Genomic DNA, 17705 nt, shown 5'->3' on the forward strand with positions numbered 1-17705 from the left:
TCCGTGGGGGGGGTGCGCCCGGATTCCGGATAAATGCCGATGAAAACGATCAGAGGCTCTGCTTAATGCTGCACACTGGTGAAAATTTCACCGCACGCGGCCTCTGGCCGCCAACTTTCAAGCCTTTTGCAAGAGGCTCACTTTACATGAATTTTATGTAACATATTAATTTATAGGAACAAATCATTATACAAATCCAAGAATACACAAAAAAACGCCGCGGCATCGGCCACGGCGTTCTCTATACATTACAGAGATGAAAAAAATCAGAACTTTTCGAATTCGGCGTCCATGTGGTCACTGCTTTCCATTTCGAAAGCGTATCCATTGGCGGCAGTAGAAACTGATTTACCAGAATAGCCGTTGGCGGAAGCAGGGCCGGATTCAACATGACCGACCTGAACACGGTTTCGAGCTTTCGCCGAATTGGGTGCCGGCTTGCGGCTCCCCTTGTCGCCGATCCGGAAGAAGCTGATGGTCGACTGGAGCTGCTCTGCCTGGGCCGTGAGCTCTTCAGCAGTGGAAGCCATCTCCTCGGCTGCTCCGGCGTTCTGCTGGATCACTTGGTCCAGCTGCTGGATCGCCTTATTGATCTGCTCGGCGCCGGTATCCTGCTCCCGGCTCGCGGCACTGATTTCCTGGACAAGCTCGGCGGTCCGCTGGATGTCGGGCACCATCCGTCCCAGCATCTCGCCAGCCCGTTCAGCAACCTCGACACTGGCCGATGACAGTTGACTGATCTCCCCGGCTGCCTTCTGGCTCCGCTCGGCGAGCTTTCTCACCTCGGCAGCCACCACAGCAAAGCCTTTGCCGTGCTCACCGGCGCGAGCCGCCTCAATGGCTGCGTTGAGGGCGAGGAGGTTCGTCTGCCGGGCGATCTCCTCAATGATATTGATCTTGGCGGCAATGTCCTTCATGGCGACCACGGTCTCAGCCACCGCCTGCCCCCCTGCCTTGGCATCCTGGGCGCTCTTCATGGCGATCTTCTCGGTCTGGGTGGCGTTGTCGGCATTCTGCCTGATGTTGGAGCTCATCTGCTCCATGCTCGAGGAGGCCTCCTCGGCCGCCGCCGCCTGTTCGGTGGCGCCCTGGCTCATCTCCTCTGAGCCAGAACTCATCTGGGCCGATCCGGACGCAACGTTGTCGGCAGCGACTTTCACTTCAGTAACGACGGCGGTCAGCTGCCTGACCATTTCCGACAGCGCCTTCATCAACTCGTCGCCTTCGGATCGCTGGGTGAGCTCGACGGTAAGATTGCCAGCAGCCACCTCCTTGGCGGCCGCAACCATGGAACGGGTAGCCGCGACAAGGGAATTTATGTTGTTCGCAATTTCGAAGAAGGTTTTATGGACGAATTCGGTATCGCCATCGGCCGGGGCCGGTTCGATGTGGACGTTCACATCACCCTGGGCCAGCCGAACGAGGGTGTCGGTCAGCTTTGCCGCCTCGGCATCCTGGTAATCGGCAACTTTTTGGGCAATGCGGGCGGCTTTCTTGACCGCCGTCTGGTCGGTAACCACCTCGAAGGCGCCAATCACTTTGCCGGCAGTATCCCGAATCGGCACGCCGGTGTAGGAAATATCGAGATCGAGCCCCGCCATGGGGTGGGCATCGGTCTCGCTGCTTGAGACCTGGCCATCGCGGATGGCCCGGCCGCAGGCGCACTTGTCGGTCTTGCAGTCGGAGGTCTTGAAGTGGTCGTAACACTTGCGGCCAATCACCTCCTGTTGCGTCCTTCCTCCCACCTTGGCACCCAGTTCGTTCATGTAGAGGATCGAGAAATCGTTGTCGACGATCATCGCAGGAGCAGGCATCGCATCGAGGAAGCCCACGAGCCGGTCAAAGGTCCCATTGACCCCTTCGATGACCCTTCGGTATTCACCCCGGTGCTTTGCCGCGTCGGCACGGCAGGTGAGGCGGCCTTCAACGGCTGCCTTCGCGAGTCCGTCGGCATCAGCCACGAGGGCATTGACCGCTTCGACGCACGTGTTCATCGCATTGCCGAGGGCGAGGAACGTATCGTGTACGTCCTTGGTCTCGGCATCGCCGGGAGCAGGCTCGATCCTGAAGCCGGTATCCCCTTCCGCCAGCTTGGAAAGGCCGGCCACGAGCTTGTCAGTCTCGGATTTCTGGTAGTCGGCAATCTTAGCGGCAAGCCGCGCCGCCTTCTTGACCGCTGTCTGGTCGGTAACCACCTCGAAGGCGCCAATCACCTTGCCGGCAGCATCCCGGATCGGCACGCCGGTGTAGGAAATATCGAGATCGAGTCCCGCCATGGGGTGGGCGTCGGTCTCGCTGCTTGAGACCTGGCCATCGCGGATGGCCCGGCAGCAGGCGCACTTGTCGGTCTTGCAGTCGGAGGTCTTGAAGTGGTCGTAACACTTGCGGCCGACCACCTCCTGCTGCGTCCTCCCCCCCACCTTGGCACCCAGTTCGTTCATGTAGAGGATCGAGTAATCGTTGTCGATGATCATCGCGGGGGCAGGCATGGTGTCGAGGAAACCAACCAGCCGATCGATGGTCCCGTTGACACCTTCCACAATCCTGCGGTACTCGCCCTGATGCTTTGTGACATCCGCACGATGGGTGAGGCGTCCCTCGACGGCAGCCGCAGAGAGTGTGCCGGTATCGGCGGCAAGCGCCTTGATCGCCTCCACCATCCGGGCCATGGAAGCCTGAAGTTGGCCGGTTTCGTCCTTGGCATCAGAATCGAGGCTCACATTCAGGTTTCCTGCGGCGATGTTGTCGGCGGCGGCCATGCAGTCGCGGATCGGCCGTGCAATGGAACGGGCGATGACCAACCCCAGAACACCACCCAGCAGAACACCGGCCATGGTCAGGATAATGATCATTAGCCGTGTCCGTTCACCCGCTGCCATTCCCTGGGTGCCAAGCTTTTCCACCACTTCGGTATGATACTGGACCAACTCGTCAACACCCTTCATGTATGCCGTCTGCCGATCTCTCACGCTGGTTATCAGAAGCTCTTTGGCCTGGGTATACTTCCCCCCCTTGATAACCGCAACGACGTTGGTAAGGGCCTCCTGATACCCTTTCCAGTTGTCGGTTACGGCCTTCAGCTTCGCCTTTCCTTCGTCGCTCTTTTCCGTTTTCTCCAGAGCAGTGACGATATCCTCGGTCTTTTTGAAGGCCTCCTGAATCCGGGCCAACTCCTTCTGTTTCTGGGCCGGTTCATCCAGGAGGATGGCATTGCGGACCGCCCGGGCGACGATGTTCGCCTGGTTGACCATTTCATGGGCCTGGACAGTCTTGGGGAAATCCTCCCGAGCAATCATTTCGATATTGTCATCAATGAGGTGAGTCTGGAAGTAAGCCACCACCCCCAACACAATCATGATCATCAGGACGGCGGCAAATCCCGACCAAAGTTTCGATGCAATCTTCAGATTCTTAAACATACATCCTCCTTTGTTTTACTCCGAACGTCACCGGGCAGACGGTAGAACCGGCCCCAGATATGTCCTCATTTCCTTACATAAATCTCTCTACCCTTTTCGGCATTATTTACTGAAGTTTAACTATTATTTTCAAAACACGGTTCTGATTACCTGCGTCATTACTCATTAATGTTCCTTCACTACAAAAAAAGCGGGGTCGCCTCAACGGCACACCCCGCTTACCATGCCCCTACTTTCCCCATCCAGAGATCAACGGCGCCTGGTTTCGTCCCAACCCGCGACACCGCTCAGATCAGCTTTGACTTGACGTCCAGGGGCCACGTCCACCATCAAGGTCACGATCGATTCCGGCTCTTGCTTCTCTTGTACCACCATCTATCCATTTTCACCGAGAAGTGAGGCGCACACCCGGTTCTTGCCGTTGGCTTTGGCTTGATAGAGGGCCCGATCGGCCTCTTCGAGCACGTCGGCGACTTCAATGCCGAACCGGTACGCTATCGAGGCGATGCCGACACTGACCGTCGGCATGATATTCTCGGCTCTGTAACCTATCGAGAGAGATGCGACGTTTTCGCGGAAACGCTCCGCAACCATCCAGGCGGAGTCCGGTGCAGTTTCCGGGAGGAGCACCGCAAACTCCTCGCCGCCATACCGGGAAACGACGTCCGATTTCCGGAAACTGAGCCGGAGCATCTTCGCGACGGCAACCAGAACCTGGTCCCCGGTTCCGTGACCATAGGTATCGTTGATGATCTTGAAGTTGTCGAGGTCGATCAGCAGCAGGGAAAAAGGCTTCGAGGTCCGCTTCCGGGTCTCCACTTCGAGCATCGCTTCGAAGACCCGACGATTGTAAAGGCCAGTCAGATGATCCCTCATGGAAAGGGTCTTGAGCCTGTCGCACTCACGGGCATTGACCAGGGACCGCGCGAGATTTTCGACAATTCCCAGCACGAACTCGTCGGAATATTGACTTTCGACCATCGATTTACGGGACAGGGAGAGGGTTCCCGACCCATCCGGAAAGGGGATTGTGTAAACATCGGAGGCGTCACTGAGGCCATTCAGTGTCTTTGCCACATAGACGGGAGCGGCGGCACTCTTTTGACATTTTTTTGACTCTCGACGATTACGAGTCCCGTCGTTATGCCGGAGCGTGCCGGCAGCATCCCCATGACAACAGACCGAGAGCAGTTGCCACCCGATGGCCGAGCAGAGCCACTCGCCAGCAGCCGCGCAGACCTGGTGCGGGTCAAGGAGGGTGCCGACAGCCGCGCCGAACTCCGCAACGAGAAGCAGCTCCTCAATCCGCCGCCCCATGGCGGCAGGAGCTCCGTCGCCGGGAATAAACTCCGTTCCCCGTCCCTGCCGTGTGAAGGAGGTCGGTGATATCCGAGCCGGTTTTACCGTGCAGGTGCCCGCCATCATGTGCGTTTGCAGCATCGCCATTTCCTCCATGAAAGAAGTAATTTCATTAATTACAGACAATTACTCAGCAACACCGTAACAAAAGCACAATTGGTGCCAGTCCATTAACACTTCATAGAATTGCCTCTTTCGTTCATCAGAAACCGCCCAAAAACAAAAAAAGCCCCATCTTCGGGGCCTATCGCAATCGACACAGGGTGAACTCACGCCGCGACGGTAGGCGAGATATCAATCCCATAGAGTGCATGCCGGCAATCTGGGCAGAGCCCATGGGAAAATTCGGCGTCGGAATGCTCACTGACGTACACTTCAACCTGCTCCCAGTAACCTTTGCCGTTTTTGATTTTTTTGCAGGAGCAGCAGATGGGAAGGAGCCCCTTGAGGCGGAGGATTTCCGTCTCGGTTGCCTTGCGGAGCGCCTCCTGGGCATCAACCCAGGCGGTTACGTCGATGCAGCTGCCGATATAGCCGGCAAATTCCCCACCGTCGTCATGGAAGGGAACTCCACGGTCGAAAATCCAGCGATAGACCCCATCGTGCCGAAGCAGGCGGTACTCCATCTCGAAGATCTCCCGCTGGCTGAAGCCATCCAGGAAAATCCGGAGGCACCGGTCGAAATCATCGGGATGCACCCCCTCAGCCCATCCGTTGCCCACTTCCTGTTCGAGGGTCCGGCCCCTGAAATGGAGCCATCGTTCGTTGAAGTAGTTGCAGAGCGCGTCGGTACCGGCACGCCAGATCAGGATCGGCGACTGCTCCACGAGTGTCTGGTATTCCTGCCTGGTAAGGTTGTTGTTCGGCATCTGTTTCCCCTTATCGCTTGGCGTCAATTCCCGGCGACCATGACCCGCCCGATTTCCTGCAAAAGCTTATCAGGCGAGAACGGTTTCTGAACGAACGGAACGTCATCCCCTATCTTTCCCCTCCGTTCAATGATATCTGCCGTATACCCGGACATGCAGAGCACCTTGGCCTCAGGCTGATGTCCCATGAGAATCGGGATCATCTCCCCGGCATTCATGGTCGGCATGATCACATCCGTCAGGATCAGGTCTATGGCCGTGCCCGGCCGTCGGCAGATGCCAATGGCCTCCTCGGGCCCCTGGGCCACCAGCACCGTAAAGCCCGACTGCCGGAGAATATGTGCCGTTATCTGCCGGATCGCTTCGTCGTCATCCACAAGCAGAACAGTGCCGCATGGTGCCACAGACCTCGAAACGGGCGACGGTTCACCGGCCATTTCCTCTCCACAGAACCGGGGGAGATAGATGGAAAAAACCGCCCCCTTGCCCGGTTCGCTCTCCACGGCCAGTGCCCCGCCATTCTGCTGCACGATCCCGTACACCATGGCAAGTCCCAGACCGGTCCCCTTCCCCAGTTCCTTGGTGCTGAAAAAGGGTTCGAAGATATGCTCCATGGTCTCGCGATCCATGCCGCTGCCCGTATCACTCACGGTCAGCCGTACATACTCGCCTGCCACCGCGCCCGGAATCTTTCCGCAGGCAGCACCATCCAGCACGACGTTCTCTGTCCCGACCGTGACACTGCCGTTTCCAACAATTGCATCGCGGGCGTTCAGGACCAGGTTCATGAGCAACTGGTCCACCTGGGTCGGGTCCATCCGCACCGGCCAGAGATCGTCGCCGGGCTTCAGGGTGAGGTTGATATCCTCGCCAATGAGCCTGACGAGGGATTTCTGAGCCCGGGAGATCAGCCGGTTCAAGTCAACGAGGACCGGCTCCACTTTCTGGTTGCGTGCGAACGCCAGCAACTGGCTGGTGATGTCGCGGGAATGCTCCGCTGCCCGAATGATCTCTTCGATCTGTTCCGCGTTCTCCTCGCTCCCCACGCCGCTGTGCCTGAGGAGCTGGGCATAGCCGAGAATGACCGTAAGTTTGTTGTTGTAGTCGTGGGCCACGCCGCCCGCCAGTCGGCCGACGGCCTCCAGTTTCTGGGCCTGGTTCAGCTGCTGGTAGGCGACGGAAAGATATTCCCTCATCTGGTTGAAGGCATCCACCAGCTCATCGATCTCGTCGCCGTTGTGGGGCTTGTCCAGGGAGAGGGGATGTTTCACCCGGGCAATATCCAGAGAGGTGAAATACGAGGAGGCGGCCACAAGATGGCGGGTCACCTGCCGCTCGAAGAGCATGAAGGCAAAGATCATCACGAGCATGATGATCGCCGTCTGGCCCGCCAGGGTAACCGCGGCGGTGGCCAAGGCCTGTCGAACGACACTCAGCCGGTCCATCTCGATGTACAGGCTTCCCACGGGAACCTGACGCCCGTTGTATTCCACCGACAGCGGCATCGTCCTGGCATCCACGTACCGCTCTCTCCTGGTGCCGGATTCGCCGATGACTTTGTCCTGATTGAGGATGGCCACGTAGCCGATGTAGGGATAGTGGCGTATCCCCTCGATCTGTGCCGTAATCTGTTGCCGGTCGTAACTCCACAGCGCGGCAGTGATTCCCGCCAGTTGGGATTTTTGGAGGAGCTCGACGGTATTGTTGAGGGAATTCGCGGCGCGGCGGTACTCGATAACGGTCAGGAGAGCGGAAAAGACCACGCTGAGCGCCAGCGCCAGAAGGACCGCCTGCCTGAAGAGCCGCTTGCCGATTCTGTTCCGGGAGGGATTGATAGACATGGGCTACCGTGGCGCTCCCTGCACTGACGACATGATCCGCCGCGTCGTGCCGTCCTGCTTCATCTGCCTGAGGGCATCGGCCAGTTTGGAAACGAGAGGAGCGTTCCTCCGGTTGAGATAGAGATACATCTTGCGCTGGGCAAGGGGTGGTTTGAGGGAGATTATCCCCTTTTCCCCCGTCCGTTTCAGATACGCCTCACCCTGGAGCCGCTCGAAGATGATCAGGTCGGCCCGGTCGCTGCGGAGCACTTCGAAGAGCGCATCGTGATCCTTTACCTTTGTCAGGGATTTAGCCCCCGTCACATTCTCCTCCAGGATTTTCCAGCCGGTTATGAAGCCCACATTGTAGGGCCTGAGGCTTTCCCACCCCCCGATCCTGATGCCGCGATTCCTGGCGAATGCCGTGAATTCGTACTCGCAGATCGGTTCCGGCACCATTACCAGGTTGGGATACTTTGATTGGAGCCCCGAGATTCTCAGGTATTCGCCATCGACAATTCCCTCGTTCACATTGACCAGGGAACGCTCGGAGGGAGCATAGAGAACCCTGACCGGCACCCCTGCACGCCGGAACGCCTCCCGGATGATCCGGTCGGCGACCCCGGCCCCGTCGGAAGTCGAATAGGGGGGCCCGTCGGCAGCACTCAGTTCGATGACCCTGCCATGGGCGCCATGGGTGAACAGCACCATGGCTGCCAGAAACAGGAAGATACGCAGGTTCATGGGGTAACTCCTGTTGCCATATCTCTGCACGATTACCGATTCTCGGGGGAAACGTCCTTGACCCACAGGGTACAGAGGAAGACGGCCCCCCCCGCGGCACCCGACTCCACCCACACCTCGCCCCCCGCCAGTTCAGCGCAGCGCTTCACGATGCTGAGCCCCAGGCCGGTCCCCTCATACTGCCGGGTGAGTGAGCCGTCCACCTGACAGAACGGTTCAAAAATCCGCGCGCGCCACGCTTCCGGTACGCCAATTCCCGTGTCCGCCACGGCAATGGCGAGCAAAACAGACTCGTCAGCCTTGAGCCGAACGGAAACCTCAAGGGAAACCGAACCCGACGGAGTGAATTTTATCGCATTATCGGCCAACTGGCGCAGAATTTCCCCAAAACCCTCTCGGTCGCCGGCAACGATAGGAGGGACGGCATCACTGACGTCCCAAGTGCATGAGAGCCCCTTCTTGCGGCACTCGGCGGACACATCCTGGGCTATCCGATCGCATTCCTCCCGGGGGTTGAAGGTGCCGGCCATCACGTCGGGCGATTCGCCGCAAATCCGGGAATAGGTCAGGATGCTGTCCATGACCCGCGTGAGCCGCAGGGCGGCCTCCCTGGCATAATCGAGGTACGCTGACTGCTCCCCCTGACAGCCCGTCTCCTGGGCCAGCTCTATCATTCCCACAATACCGTTTACCGGGGTCCTGATTTCATGGCTCATGGTGGAGATGAACCGCGACTTCACCCGAAGGGCGTCCTCGGCCCGCTCCTTGGCAATACGCAACTCCTCCATGCTCTCGGTCAGCTTGAGGGTGCGTACCCGTACCATCTCTTCCAGGGCGGCCTTGTAATCGCGCTGAATCTGGATTGCCGTCCGGTGCCGGATTGCCTTCCCCACCGTCAAAGAGAAATACTCGAAATCAATCGGCTTGGTAATGAAGTCGAAGGCCCCCCGCTTGATCGCCCTGATTGCCGTGTCGATCTCCGCATACCCGGTCATGAGGATAACGGGAAGATCAGGATCAATCTGCCGCGCCTCCACCAGGAGATCGAGCCCGGACATCTCCTGCATCATGATATCGGTCACGAGGGTATGGTACGGGTTTGCTTTGAGGAGGGTAACGGCCTCAAGGGGACTGGCCGTAGGGGTAACAGAGTAACCTATCGTGCGGAGAGTGGCGGCAAGGGTACGAAGAACCCCGCGGTCGTCATCGACAAGGAGTAGTGCCTGCCCTTCAACTGTGCTCGTCATGAAATCCGCCCCGTAACGTAGACAAAACCTCTCACCTATAACTGTATCGGCAACGGTGCGGAATTCTTGAGGGGCACAGAGCAGAAACAGAAAAACACGTGATGAGGGAAGTGTCCAGCTTCGTGCCGATGCGGGGCGCCGGCTCGATGTTATCGGGCTCCAGTTCGAACACCTCCTGAACGAGTCGGCCAGCATCCCCAGCACGAGCGTGTCGTCGCCGGAAGAGCACAACCAGGTGGCGGGAATCAGGATAGTTTGCTGACTGCGGCCTCGATCCTGCGGACTTCGCGCCGAAGCTGGACAATGAGCCGTGCGGCAAGGGGGCCGTCGTTTTTCTCTGCCGCCGCTTCCAGTTCACCGGCGCGTTTGCTTACCTGGGGGGCGCCGATGGTGGCCGCCGCCCCCTTCACGGAGTGGGCGGCGGCGGCAAGTTCGGCGTACCTGCCGGCGGCGAGGTATTCCTCCATCCGCTCGCACTCCGTGGCCGATGATCGGGCAAACGTGGAGAGGATATCGGCAAGGAAGTCCTCTAGTCCCGCATCGTGGAATTGGGACCGCTGGAATTCCAGGTCGAAGGGGGAGCCCTCGTCGGAGGCATGTTCCGCCGTCAGCGCCGCCTCCAGCGACGGCTTGCCACCATCTCCGGCGAAACAGAGGACCATTCTCCGCAGTTCACTGCGGAAGAGGGGTTTCGAGAGGTAGTCGGTCATCCCCTCGGCAAGGAAGCGGGCCCGGTCATCCTTCAGGGCATGGGCCGTCAAGGCGACGATCGGAATGGCGCGGGCCCCTTCGCCCGCATCTCCCCGGCGGATTGCCCTGGTGGCCTCGATACCGTCCATTTCGGGCATTGAAACATCCATGAACACCAGGTCGAAGGATCCGTGCCGGAAGGCTTCAACGGCCTCCCTGCCGTTGGCGACGGCAGTGACCCGCTGGTTGAGGGCCGTGAGCAGACCAATGGCCACCATCCGGTTCAGCTCATTATCCTCGGCCACGAGGACGGACAGGGGAGGAAGGGCACTGTCGGGAATGTCGTCGCTGGCCGTCCCGGCCACGGGGGGGCCGGCGGCGGGCCTCAGGGGGAGGCGTACCCGGAATGTCGCCCCTTTCCCGGCCTCGCTCTCCACCCCGATGGTTCCCGCCATCAGCTCCACGAGCCCCCTGACGATGGCGAGCCCGAGTCCGGTACCGCCGTAGATGCGGGTCGTGGAAGAGTCTGCCTGGCGGAACACCTCGAAGATACCTTCCTGCTTCTCCCTGTCGATCCCGATGCCAGTATCGCTCACCGAGAAGAACAGCTCACCGGCGGCAGGGTCCGCGTCCACGGCAAGGGTGACCATCCCCCCCGCCGGGGTGAACTTGAGGGCATTGGAGATGAGATTGGTCAGTATCTGGCAGAGGCGGGCCGGATCGCCGAAAATAAACTGGGGGGCCCTTTCGACCACCGCTACCGCAAGGTCGATGTTTTTCCGCTCCGCCTGCACGGCAAAGAGGCGGCGGAGGGACTCGACGAAGGAACGCAGTTCCAGGGCCTCGTCCGACAGTTCCAGGCGCCGGGCCTCGACCCGGGAAAAATCAAGGATGTCGTTGATGATGGTCAGAAGCGATTCGGCGGCACTGCTTGAATCCGTAACCAACCGGCGCTGCTCCTGGGTGAGAAGGGTGTTCTGCAGCAGCTGGTTGATGCCGATGATGGCATTCATGGGGGTGCGGATCTCATGGCTCATGGTGGCGAGGAAATCCCCCTTGGCGCGGCTGGCCTCCTCGGCCTCCTTCCTGGCTGTCACGAGTTCTGCGGTCTTTTCATCGACCTTTTCCTCCAGATTGTTGATGAAGGCGTGAAGCTCCGACGACATAACATTGAAGGATGTTGCAAGTTCGTCCATTTCGCGTCCGTGGCTGAGGGGGATCTGCTCGCCAAGGTAACGCCGGTCGTTGGCAATCCGGCGGGCGCTTTCACCAACAACGGCCAGGGGCATGAAAACGAGACGCCCTAAAATCCGGTTCTGAACAGCGAACAGCATGGTAATCACAGCAAGGAGAAGCGCCGACAGCTTAAGGGAAAAGCTGTTGGCCTCGGCATACGCCCCAGACAGGGGAATACGAATGGAGACGGCCGACACGAGCTCGTTCTCATGGCGGCTGAAGCTGCGGTCGGGCCCATAGGCGTGCACAAGTCCCCCAGGCGCCTTCTCCGGGGTGCTGTGGCAGAGGAGGCACGGTTTCTCCATCGATTCGCCCCGTACCATGGAGACAAAGAACATCTTCCCATCAATCTCGCGCACGCCATTGAACGTGGTAATCGACGAGTTGTGGCCGGCCTGCTCAAGGAACTTACGCTCGAAGGGGTCTGCCTCGTTCTGGGGGCTCCGGGCGTTGATGGCGCATTCCTTATAGTAGTACCCCTTCCCGTGGCGGGACTGGAATATCTTGTCAATCTCGCGAACGGCGTAGGTGGAGGACATCCAGACCGGATCGAAGTACTCCTTGTCGCGCTGAGGCGCTGTGAAGTCAAGAAGCCGAGGCTTGAGCTGCTTGTTGATGTAGGTGTGGATAGCAAGATGACGCGCGAGGATTCGTTCGGCATCCCTGCCGGCATCGGTGAGGGCCAGCTGTTTCTGGGCGACGTTGACCACCAGGACGATGGCAACGGATGTGACTCCGAGAAGAAGGATATTTATCCGGAGAAGCCGTACCTTGATTGAGGAAGCCTGCATCTGGAACGTCATCTCTTCCTTATCCTCTGAGGTTCTTGCAAAACTACAGCGGGGCCGATCTGCCCCCTATTACCATGAGATGAGAGAGAATCATCAAATTAATGCACAATTCCTGCCGGAAACAACAAATGGTCCCTCATACACGAAAAAACCGCCGCGAAAACCAATCGCGGCGGCTCGAACGTGCCATTACAGTCTCCGCGTCACCGGGCCATCTGCTCAAGCTCCACCTCGCGCACGAGTTGGGGGATATCGAGAATGAGCGCCACGGAGCCGTCGCCCAGGATGGTGGCCCCCGAGAGACCATGGACATCCTTGTACATCTTGCCCAGAGACTTGATGACCGTCTGGTGCTCGCCGATAACGTGATCCACCACGAAGCCTACCCTGCTCCCCCCCACCTGGGTGATGACGATCTGCTCGATCTCCGGCTGCTCGCTCCGGATCAGGAACCGCTCCCGCAGGGGGATGTAGGGGACGATCTGGTCCCGTACCGTGGCCAGGTTGCGGCCGTGGGCGTTTCGCACATCTTCCCGGGTCAACTCGACACATTCCTCCACGATGGAGAGGGGGAGGACGAAACAGTCGGGGCCGATCTTCACCAGGAGACTTTCGATGATGGCCAGGGTCAGCGGCAGCTTGATGGTGATGACGGTTCCCGTGCCCTGCTCACTGCTGATGTCGATGGTGCCCCGCAGGGCGTCAATGGCCCGCTTCACCACGTCCATGCCGACCCCGCGCCCCGACACGCTCGTGACGGCCTTGGCGGTGGAGAAGCCGGGGGCGAAGATGAGGCTGAAGATCTCCTTGTCGGAGAGCTCGGCGGTGGCCGGAATGATCCCCCGCTCGATACCCTTGGCCCGGATCGCCTCCCGGTCGAGGCCAGCCCCGTCATCGGTGATGGTGATGAGGACGCTGTCTCCGGAGTGGACGGCGGCAAGATGCACGGTCCCCTGGCGGGGCTTGCCGGCGGCGGCCCTCGCATCGGGGGATTCGATCCCGTGGTCGATGGAGTTGCGGATGAGATGCACCAGGGGGTCGTTCAGCTTCTCGATGACCGTCTTGTCCAGCTCGGTCTCGGCACCGTCGGTGGTCAGCTCGATGTCCTTGCCCAGTTCCACCGACAGGTCCCGCACCAGGCGCTTGAACTTGCTGAAGGTGGTGCCGATGGGAAGCATCCGGATGTTCAGGGCCGTGTCGCGGAGTTCGTTGGTGAGCCGTTCCACCTCCTCGGCAATGGTGACGAGGAGCGCATCGGCCCGGCTGGCGGCGGTCTGGGAAAGGCGAGCCTGAACCGTGACCAGCTCCCCCACCAGGTTCACCAGGATATCCAGCTTTTCGGCCGGCACCCGGATGCTGGAGGCGCTCTCCTGGGCCTGGCGGTCCTTGCGGACCTCCTTCACGTGCTGCTGCTCGATGAGGGCCGACTCCACCTTTTCGGGGGGTACGATTCCCTGCTCCACGAGCAGCTCGCCGAAGCGCTTCTGCCTGGCGAGGATTGCGTCCATGTCCTGCCGCGTCAGGTCACCCCGCTCGACGAGGATGAAGCCGAGCTTCTTGTAGTCGGCGTCGACATCGAGGGCACCACCGTCGTCGATGACGTCGATTTTCAACTCGCAGTCGTCCTCGATGAAGATGAAGACGTCGCGAATGGCGTCGATCCCCCGCTTCGTGGTGACGATCACGTCCCAGAAAATGAAGCAGTGCTCGGGGTCGATCTCCTCCAGACGCGGCACTTTCGCCATCTGGGCCACGGCCCGGCAGTCGCCGAGCTGCTGAAGCTCCGCTAAAAGGAGCAGCGGGTTGGTGCCGTTGACGGTCACCTCGGGAACGGGCACGAAGCGGATGCGGTAGGTTACCGCCGCCTCCCTTCCCTTTGCCTCGGGAGTCGATTCCGCCGGGGACGATTTGGGGGTCGCCCCAGCGTCCGGCGCCGCCGGGACGAGATGCCTGAGTCCGGCGATGACCTCCTCGGCCTCGCGCCCCTCCACCGCCTCGCCTCCCCCGTCGGAGGCGTCGAGCATCCCCTTGATGAGGTCCCGGGCCTTGAGGGTGAGATTCACCAGGTCCCGCGAGACCTGCATTCGGCCGTTGCGGACCATGTCGAAGACGGTTTCCACCTCATGGGTGAAAGTGGCAATGTCGTCAAAGCCGAACATGGCCCCCGAACCCTTGATGGTGTGCATGGCCCGGAAGACCCGGCTGATGAGGTCCATGTCCTCGGGGGTCTCCTCCAGTTCCAGAAGCGAGGTCTCCAGTTCGGCCAACAGCTCGTAGGCCTCTTCCTTGTATGCCTGTCTGTGGGCGTCCATCAGCCGAGCACCTTCTTCACCACCGCCACGAGCTGCTCGGGCTTGAAGGGTTTGACGATCCAGCCGGTGGCCCCCGCGGCCTTCCCTTCGGCCTTTTTGGAATCCTGGCTTTCGGTGGTGAGCATGATGATCGGGGTGAAGCGGAAGGCGGGAAGTCCCCGTACCCCCTTGATGAGCCCGATTCCGTCCAGGTTCGGCATATTCAGGTCGGTAATCACCATGTCGACCTTTACGCCCCCCAGTTTTCCCAGGGCATCCTTGCCGTCCACCGCCTCCACCACGTCGTAGCCGTTCTGCTTGAGGGTGAAGGCAACCATCTGGCGCACGCTGGCGGAATCGTCAACTGTCATGATTGTCTTGGCCATTACTCGTATCCTCCAATCCAGATACAGGATTTTCCCACGTCAGCGGCGCACCCCACATGGCGCCGGAATCCGGCAAGGCCCACCGCCTCAGCCAGGACGCTATTCGTCAGACCTTCGACGCCGAATCCCTTCTCGCGGGCACAGGCCGACCGGTGGGCCGAGCAGAGGAGTTGCAGCCCCGTGATGTCCACGGCGCTTACCCCCTCCAGGTTGACGACGACCCTTCCCGCCACGTCGAAGGCATCGAGGAGCGCCCCCCTGAACTCGCCGGCAAAGGGAATCGTCAGATCGCCCCCCACACGGAGAACGAAAGTTCCGCCCTGTTCCGTCGACTGTTCCTTCTCAATAGTCAATCCGTCCATAATCTCTCCCCGTAAGGCCTGCACCTTTACCGGTCCCCGGTCCCGGCCTTAAAACAGTTCCACGTTGTCGCCGAGCCCGTCATCTGCTGAGGCCGCCAGGACAGGCGGCGCGGCGAACGCTGCCGGCGCCGGCGCGGCTTTCGTGCCGCTCCCTTTGAGCAGCGCGTCATGCACCTTCCGTTCGCTGTGCATGGTATACCGGTCGGCCAGCTCCCGCAGCCGCTGCTCCTTGGAATGGTCCGCCGAGGCAGGCACAAACCGCCGCACCTCCCCAACGACGCTGTCGATCTCCGCCAGCACCTCGTCGATGACCGCCGCCGAAGTCTCATGGACCGACATCATACCCGTGACCAGATCGATGTCGCGGGAAAGTGACTGGACAGCCGTGTCGATTCGGCCAAGGAGGCAGAGGAGCCGCTCATTGACGCCACGGACCGAGCCGAGGAGGCTCCGGATTTCGACAATGAAGCCGTCCACCTCTTCGGCTATGCAACGGACGTCGGTGTCGATCCCGTGGCTCAGGCTTTCGGTCACCTCCGTGACCTTCCGGAGGGTATCGGAAACGGCGCCGGTCCGGGCCCGCGCCTCAACCGACAGGTGCTGGATCGCCTCGGCAAGCACGCCGAGGGCGGCTCCACCGTCGCCGGTATTGGCGGCCTTTACCTGGGAGTTGAGGGCGATCAGCTCGATCTCGGAGCCGATTTCCTCAATGTCGGTGACAAAACCGGCGATGTCCCGCACCGATGACACCACCGATTCCATGGCCGACGCCAGGTTCCGGTTGGCCACGGCATTGTCGGATAGGACGTCCGTCACCCGCCCAATGCCGCTTTCCATTTCCACGAAGAAGGAACTTCCGGCCTGATCGGCGGTTCCGGCCATGACGCGGGTTTCGTCCGACATGCGGGTCTGCTGGCGGGCGATGTCGCGCAGGTTCTCCACGATCCGCGCCACGGCGGCCGAAAGTTCCTCGCGGGCGTGGCGAAGCTGCGCCTCCTGGAGCTCGCAGACGTCGGCCACCTCGCCGGCCCTCTTGACAGGGTCGCCGGCCTGGCCGGTCAGATGCGGGCTTAAGTCGTCAAGGGCCTCCTTAACGTGCTCGATCTGCTGGCGGGTGATGTCGTGGAACTGGAGCGAGGTGACCACCTCGGCGATGCTCTCCGCCGTCTCGGCGGAGGAAGAGGTTACGATGGCAACGGCCTCGGAACAGCGGCCATGGATCTCGGCCAGGGTGGCGAGGCTCTCGCGGGTTCTGTCGAGGATCTGGCGGACGTTTCCCCGCTGCTCCGCTTCCGTGGCGGTGACCCGGGCGAGGGTCCCGCCAATCATGGCGGAGAGCGTATCCTTCTCGGCAAGGATGGCGACGGACTTCTCCTTGATGGAGACTGAAAGCCGCTCCACGTCGTCGGCCAGGGTAGTGAACCCTGCCGCCCCTTCCCCGAGCCGGGCGCTCTCGATCTTGACCGCGGTGCTCAGCATGTGGAGGTTCTTGATAATCTTGCGGAACCCCTCCAGAGGCTCGTCGACGCAGCCGATGTAGGAAAGAATCGTCTGGAGGGTGGTGGAGCTCTGCTCGGTTTCCGCCTCGGCACGGTTGAGGTAGTCAGTAATCCGGTCGACAATGCCGTGGAGCGCTGCCATGTCACGGCCGACCTCTTCGCCCAGAATCAGGTCGGCCACCTGGCGGGACATCCCCTCGATCTCCCCGGCCCGGGCGTAAAAGTCGTGGAGCCGGGAACCGATGGCGAGAAACTCCTCCTCGGTGGAGCCATTGAGGAGGGTAATCCGGCTGCCGATGGTCGAGAGCCGCCCGTGCCACTCTTCGAAATGACCGGCGAGGGATTGATCTGCCGTAGCAGCCGAGGGAATACCCGGTGCAGCTGCGGAGTGGTCGGGCTCTCTATTAAACCTGCGCAAGAACGATAGTTCCACAAAAGACCGCCTTTGGGGGAAGGGAATAGTCGGGATCGGCCCGGGGCCGGATCCGGTCACTGTTCAGGATCACATACTGTTTACTCTATCGTCACGGGGCCTGATATCTTTAGTAAAAGCTCAGGGAATCAGGAAATTCCTGATGTCACCCATGGCCGTGGCTACACCAGGCCGTGGCTCCTGATCTCTTTCAACAGCCTCTGCCGGGTGATCGGCTTCACCAGGTAGGAGATGGCTCCGCCACGGTACAACGCCTCCACCACGTTTCGGGGATCATCGAGGGCCGTGGTCATGATAACCTTAACCTCATGGGCGCATGCGACTCCCAGTTCCCGCTCCATCTCCCGGATGCGTTCCAGTGCCCCGTGGCCATCAAGGTTCGGCATCATGATATCCATGCAGACCAGGTCATAGGGACGCTTCTCCTCGTGGGCAAGCCGGAAGGCCTTCACGGCCTCCTCGCCGTCGATGGCGATGTCGCACTCCCCCAGGGGGGTGATGAGTTCCTTCATGATCTTGCGGGATATGAAATCATCCTCGACTATCAGTGTCTTCATTC

General features: G+C 60.3%; 12 protein-coding genes and 1 pseudogene. All 13 read right to left on the bottom strand.

The window, feature by feature from the left end:
* Positions 1-266: 266 nt before the first annotated feature.
* Positions 267-3419, bottom strand: a complete 3153-nt coding sequence (locus RCH91_RS18955; RefSeq protein ID WP_306536598.1) for a methyl-accepting chemotaxis protein — start codon at positions 3417-3419, stop codon at positions 267-269.
* Positions 3420-3794: 375 nt separating this feature from the next.
* Positions 3795-4859 carry a GGDEF domain-containing protein gene (locus RCH91_RS18960; RefSeq protein ID WP_306536600.1) on the bottom strand — a complete coding sequence of 355 codons (1065 nt, stop codon included), beginning with the start codon at positions 4857-4859 and terminating at the stop codon, positions 3795-3797.
* A 188-nt stretch (positions 4860-5047) separates the two neighbouring features.
* Positions 5048-5647 (bottom strand): PAS domain-containing protein, encoded by a 600-nt coding sequence (locus RCH91_RS18965; RefSeq protein WP_306536601.1) that lies wholly within the window; start codon positions 5645-5647, stop codon positions 5048-5050.
* Positions 5648-5670: 23 nt separating this feature from the next.
* Positions 5671-7488: an ATP-binding protein gene (locus RCH91_RS18970; RefSeq protein WP_306536603.1), complete on the bottom strand. Its 1818-nt coding sequence runs from the start codon at positions 7486-7488 to the stop codon at positions 5671-5673.
* 3 nt (positions 7489-7491) lie between these two features.
* Complete coding sequence (locus RCH91_RS18975) at positions 7492-8211, bottom strand: ABC transporter substrate-binding protein (RefSeq protein WP_306536605.1); 720 nt, start codon at positions 8209-8211, stop codon at positions 7492-7494.
* Positions 8212-8243: 32 nt separating this feature from the next.
* Positions 8244-9458 carry a response regulator gene (locus RCH91_RS18980; protein WP_306536607.1) on the bottom strand — a complete coding sequence of 405 codons (1215 nt, stop codon included), beginning with the start codon at positions 9456-9458 and terminating at the stop codon, positions 8244-8246.
* A gap of 100 nt (positions 9459-9558) precedes the next feature.
* Positions 9559-9671 (bottom strand): annotated as a pseudogene (locus RCH91_RS18985) (chemotaxis protein CheW); the annotation flags it as partial.
* Positions 9672-9703: 32 nt separating this feature from the next.
* On the bottom strand, positions 9704-12187 hold the full coding sequence (locus tag RCH91_RS18990) for a DUF3365 domain-containing protein (protein ID WP_306536609.1): 2484 nt from the start codon (positions 12185-12187) through the stop codon (positions 9704-9706).
* A 191-nt stretch (positions 12188-12378) separates the two neighbouring features.
* Entirely contained in the window at positions 12379-14487 is a 2109-nt protein-coding gene (locus RCH91_RS18995) for a chemotaxis protein CheA (protein ID WP_306536611.1), read from the bottom strand.
* Complete coding sequence (locus RCH91_RS19000; RefSeq protein ID WP_306536613.1) at positions 14487-14852, bottom strand: response regulator; 366 nt, start codon at positions 14850-14852, stop codon at positions 14487-14489. Before RCH91_RS19000 ends, RCH91_RS18995 begins: the two co-directional genes overlap by 1 nt.
* Positions 14852-15214, bottom strand: a complete 363-nt coding sequence (locus RCH91_RS19005) for an STAS domain-containing protein (protein WP_306536614.1) — start codon at positions 15212-15214, stop codon at positions 14852-14854. The genes RCH91_RS19000 and RCH91_RS19005 overlap by 1 nt, the downstream gene beginning before the upstream one ends.
* 48 nt (positions 15215-15262) lie before the next feature.
* A complete protein-coding gene (locus RCH91_RS19010; RefSeq protein WP_306536616.1) occupies positions 15263-17146 on the bottom strand; it encodes a methyl-accepting chemotaxis protein in 1884 nt (627 codons plus the stop codon).
* Positions 17147-17307: 161 nt separating this feature from the next.
* Complete coding sequence (locus RCH91_RS19015; RefSeq protein ID WP_306536618.1) at positions 17308-17703, bottom strand: response regulator; 396 nt, start codon at positions 17701-17703, stop codon at positions 17308-17310.
* Between the last annotated feature and the right edge of the window lie 2 nt (positions 17704-17705).

It is taken from the genome of Geobacter sp., assembly GCF_030834625.1.
GTDB lineage: Bacteria > Desulfobacterota > Desulfuromonadia > Geobacterales > Geobacteraceae > Geobacter.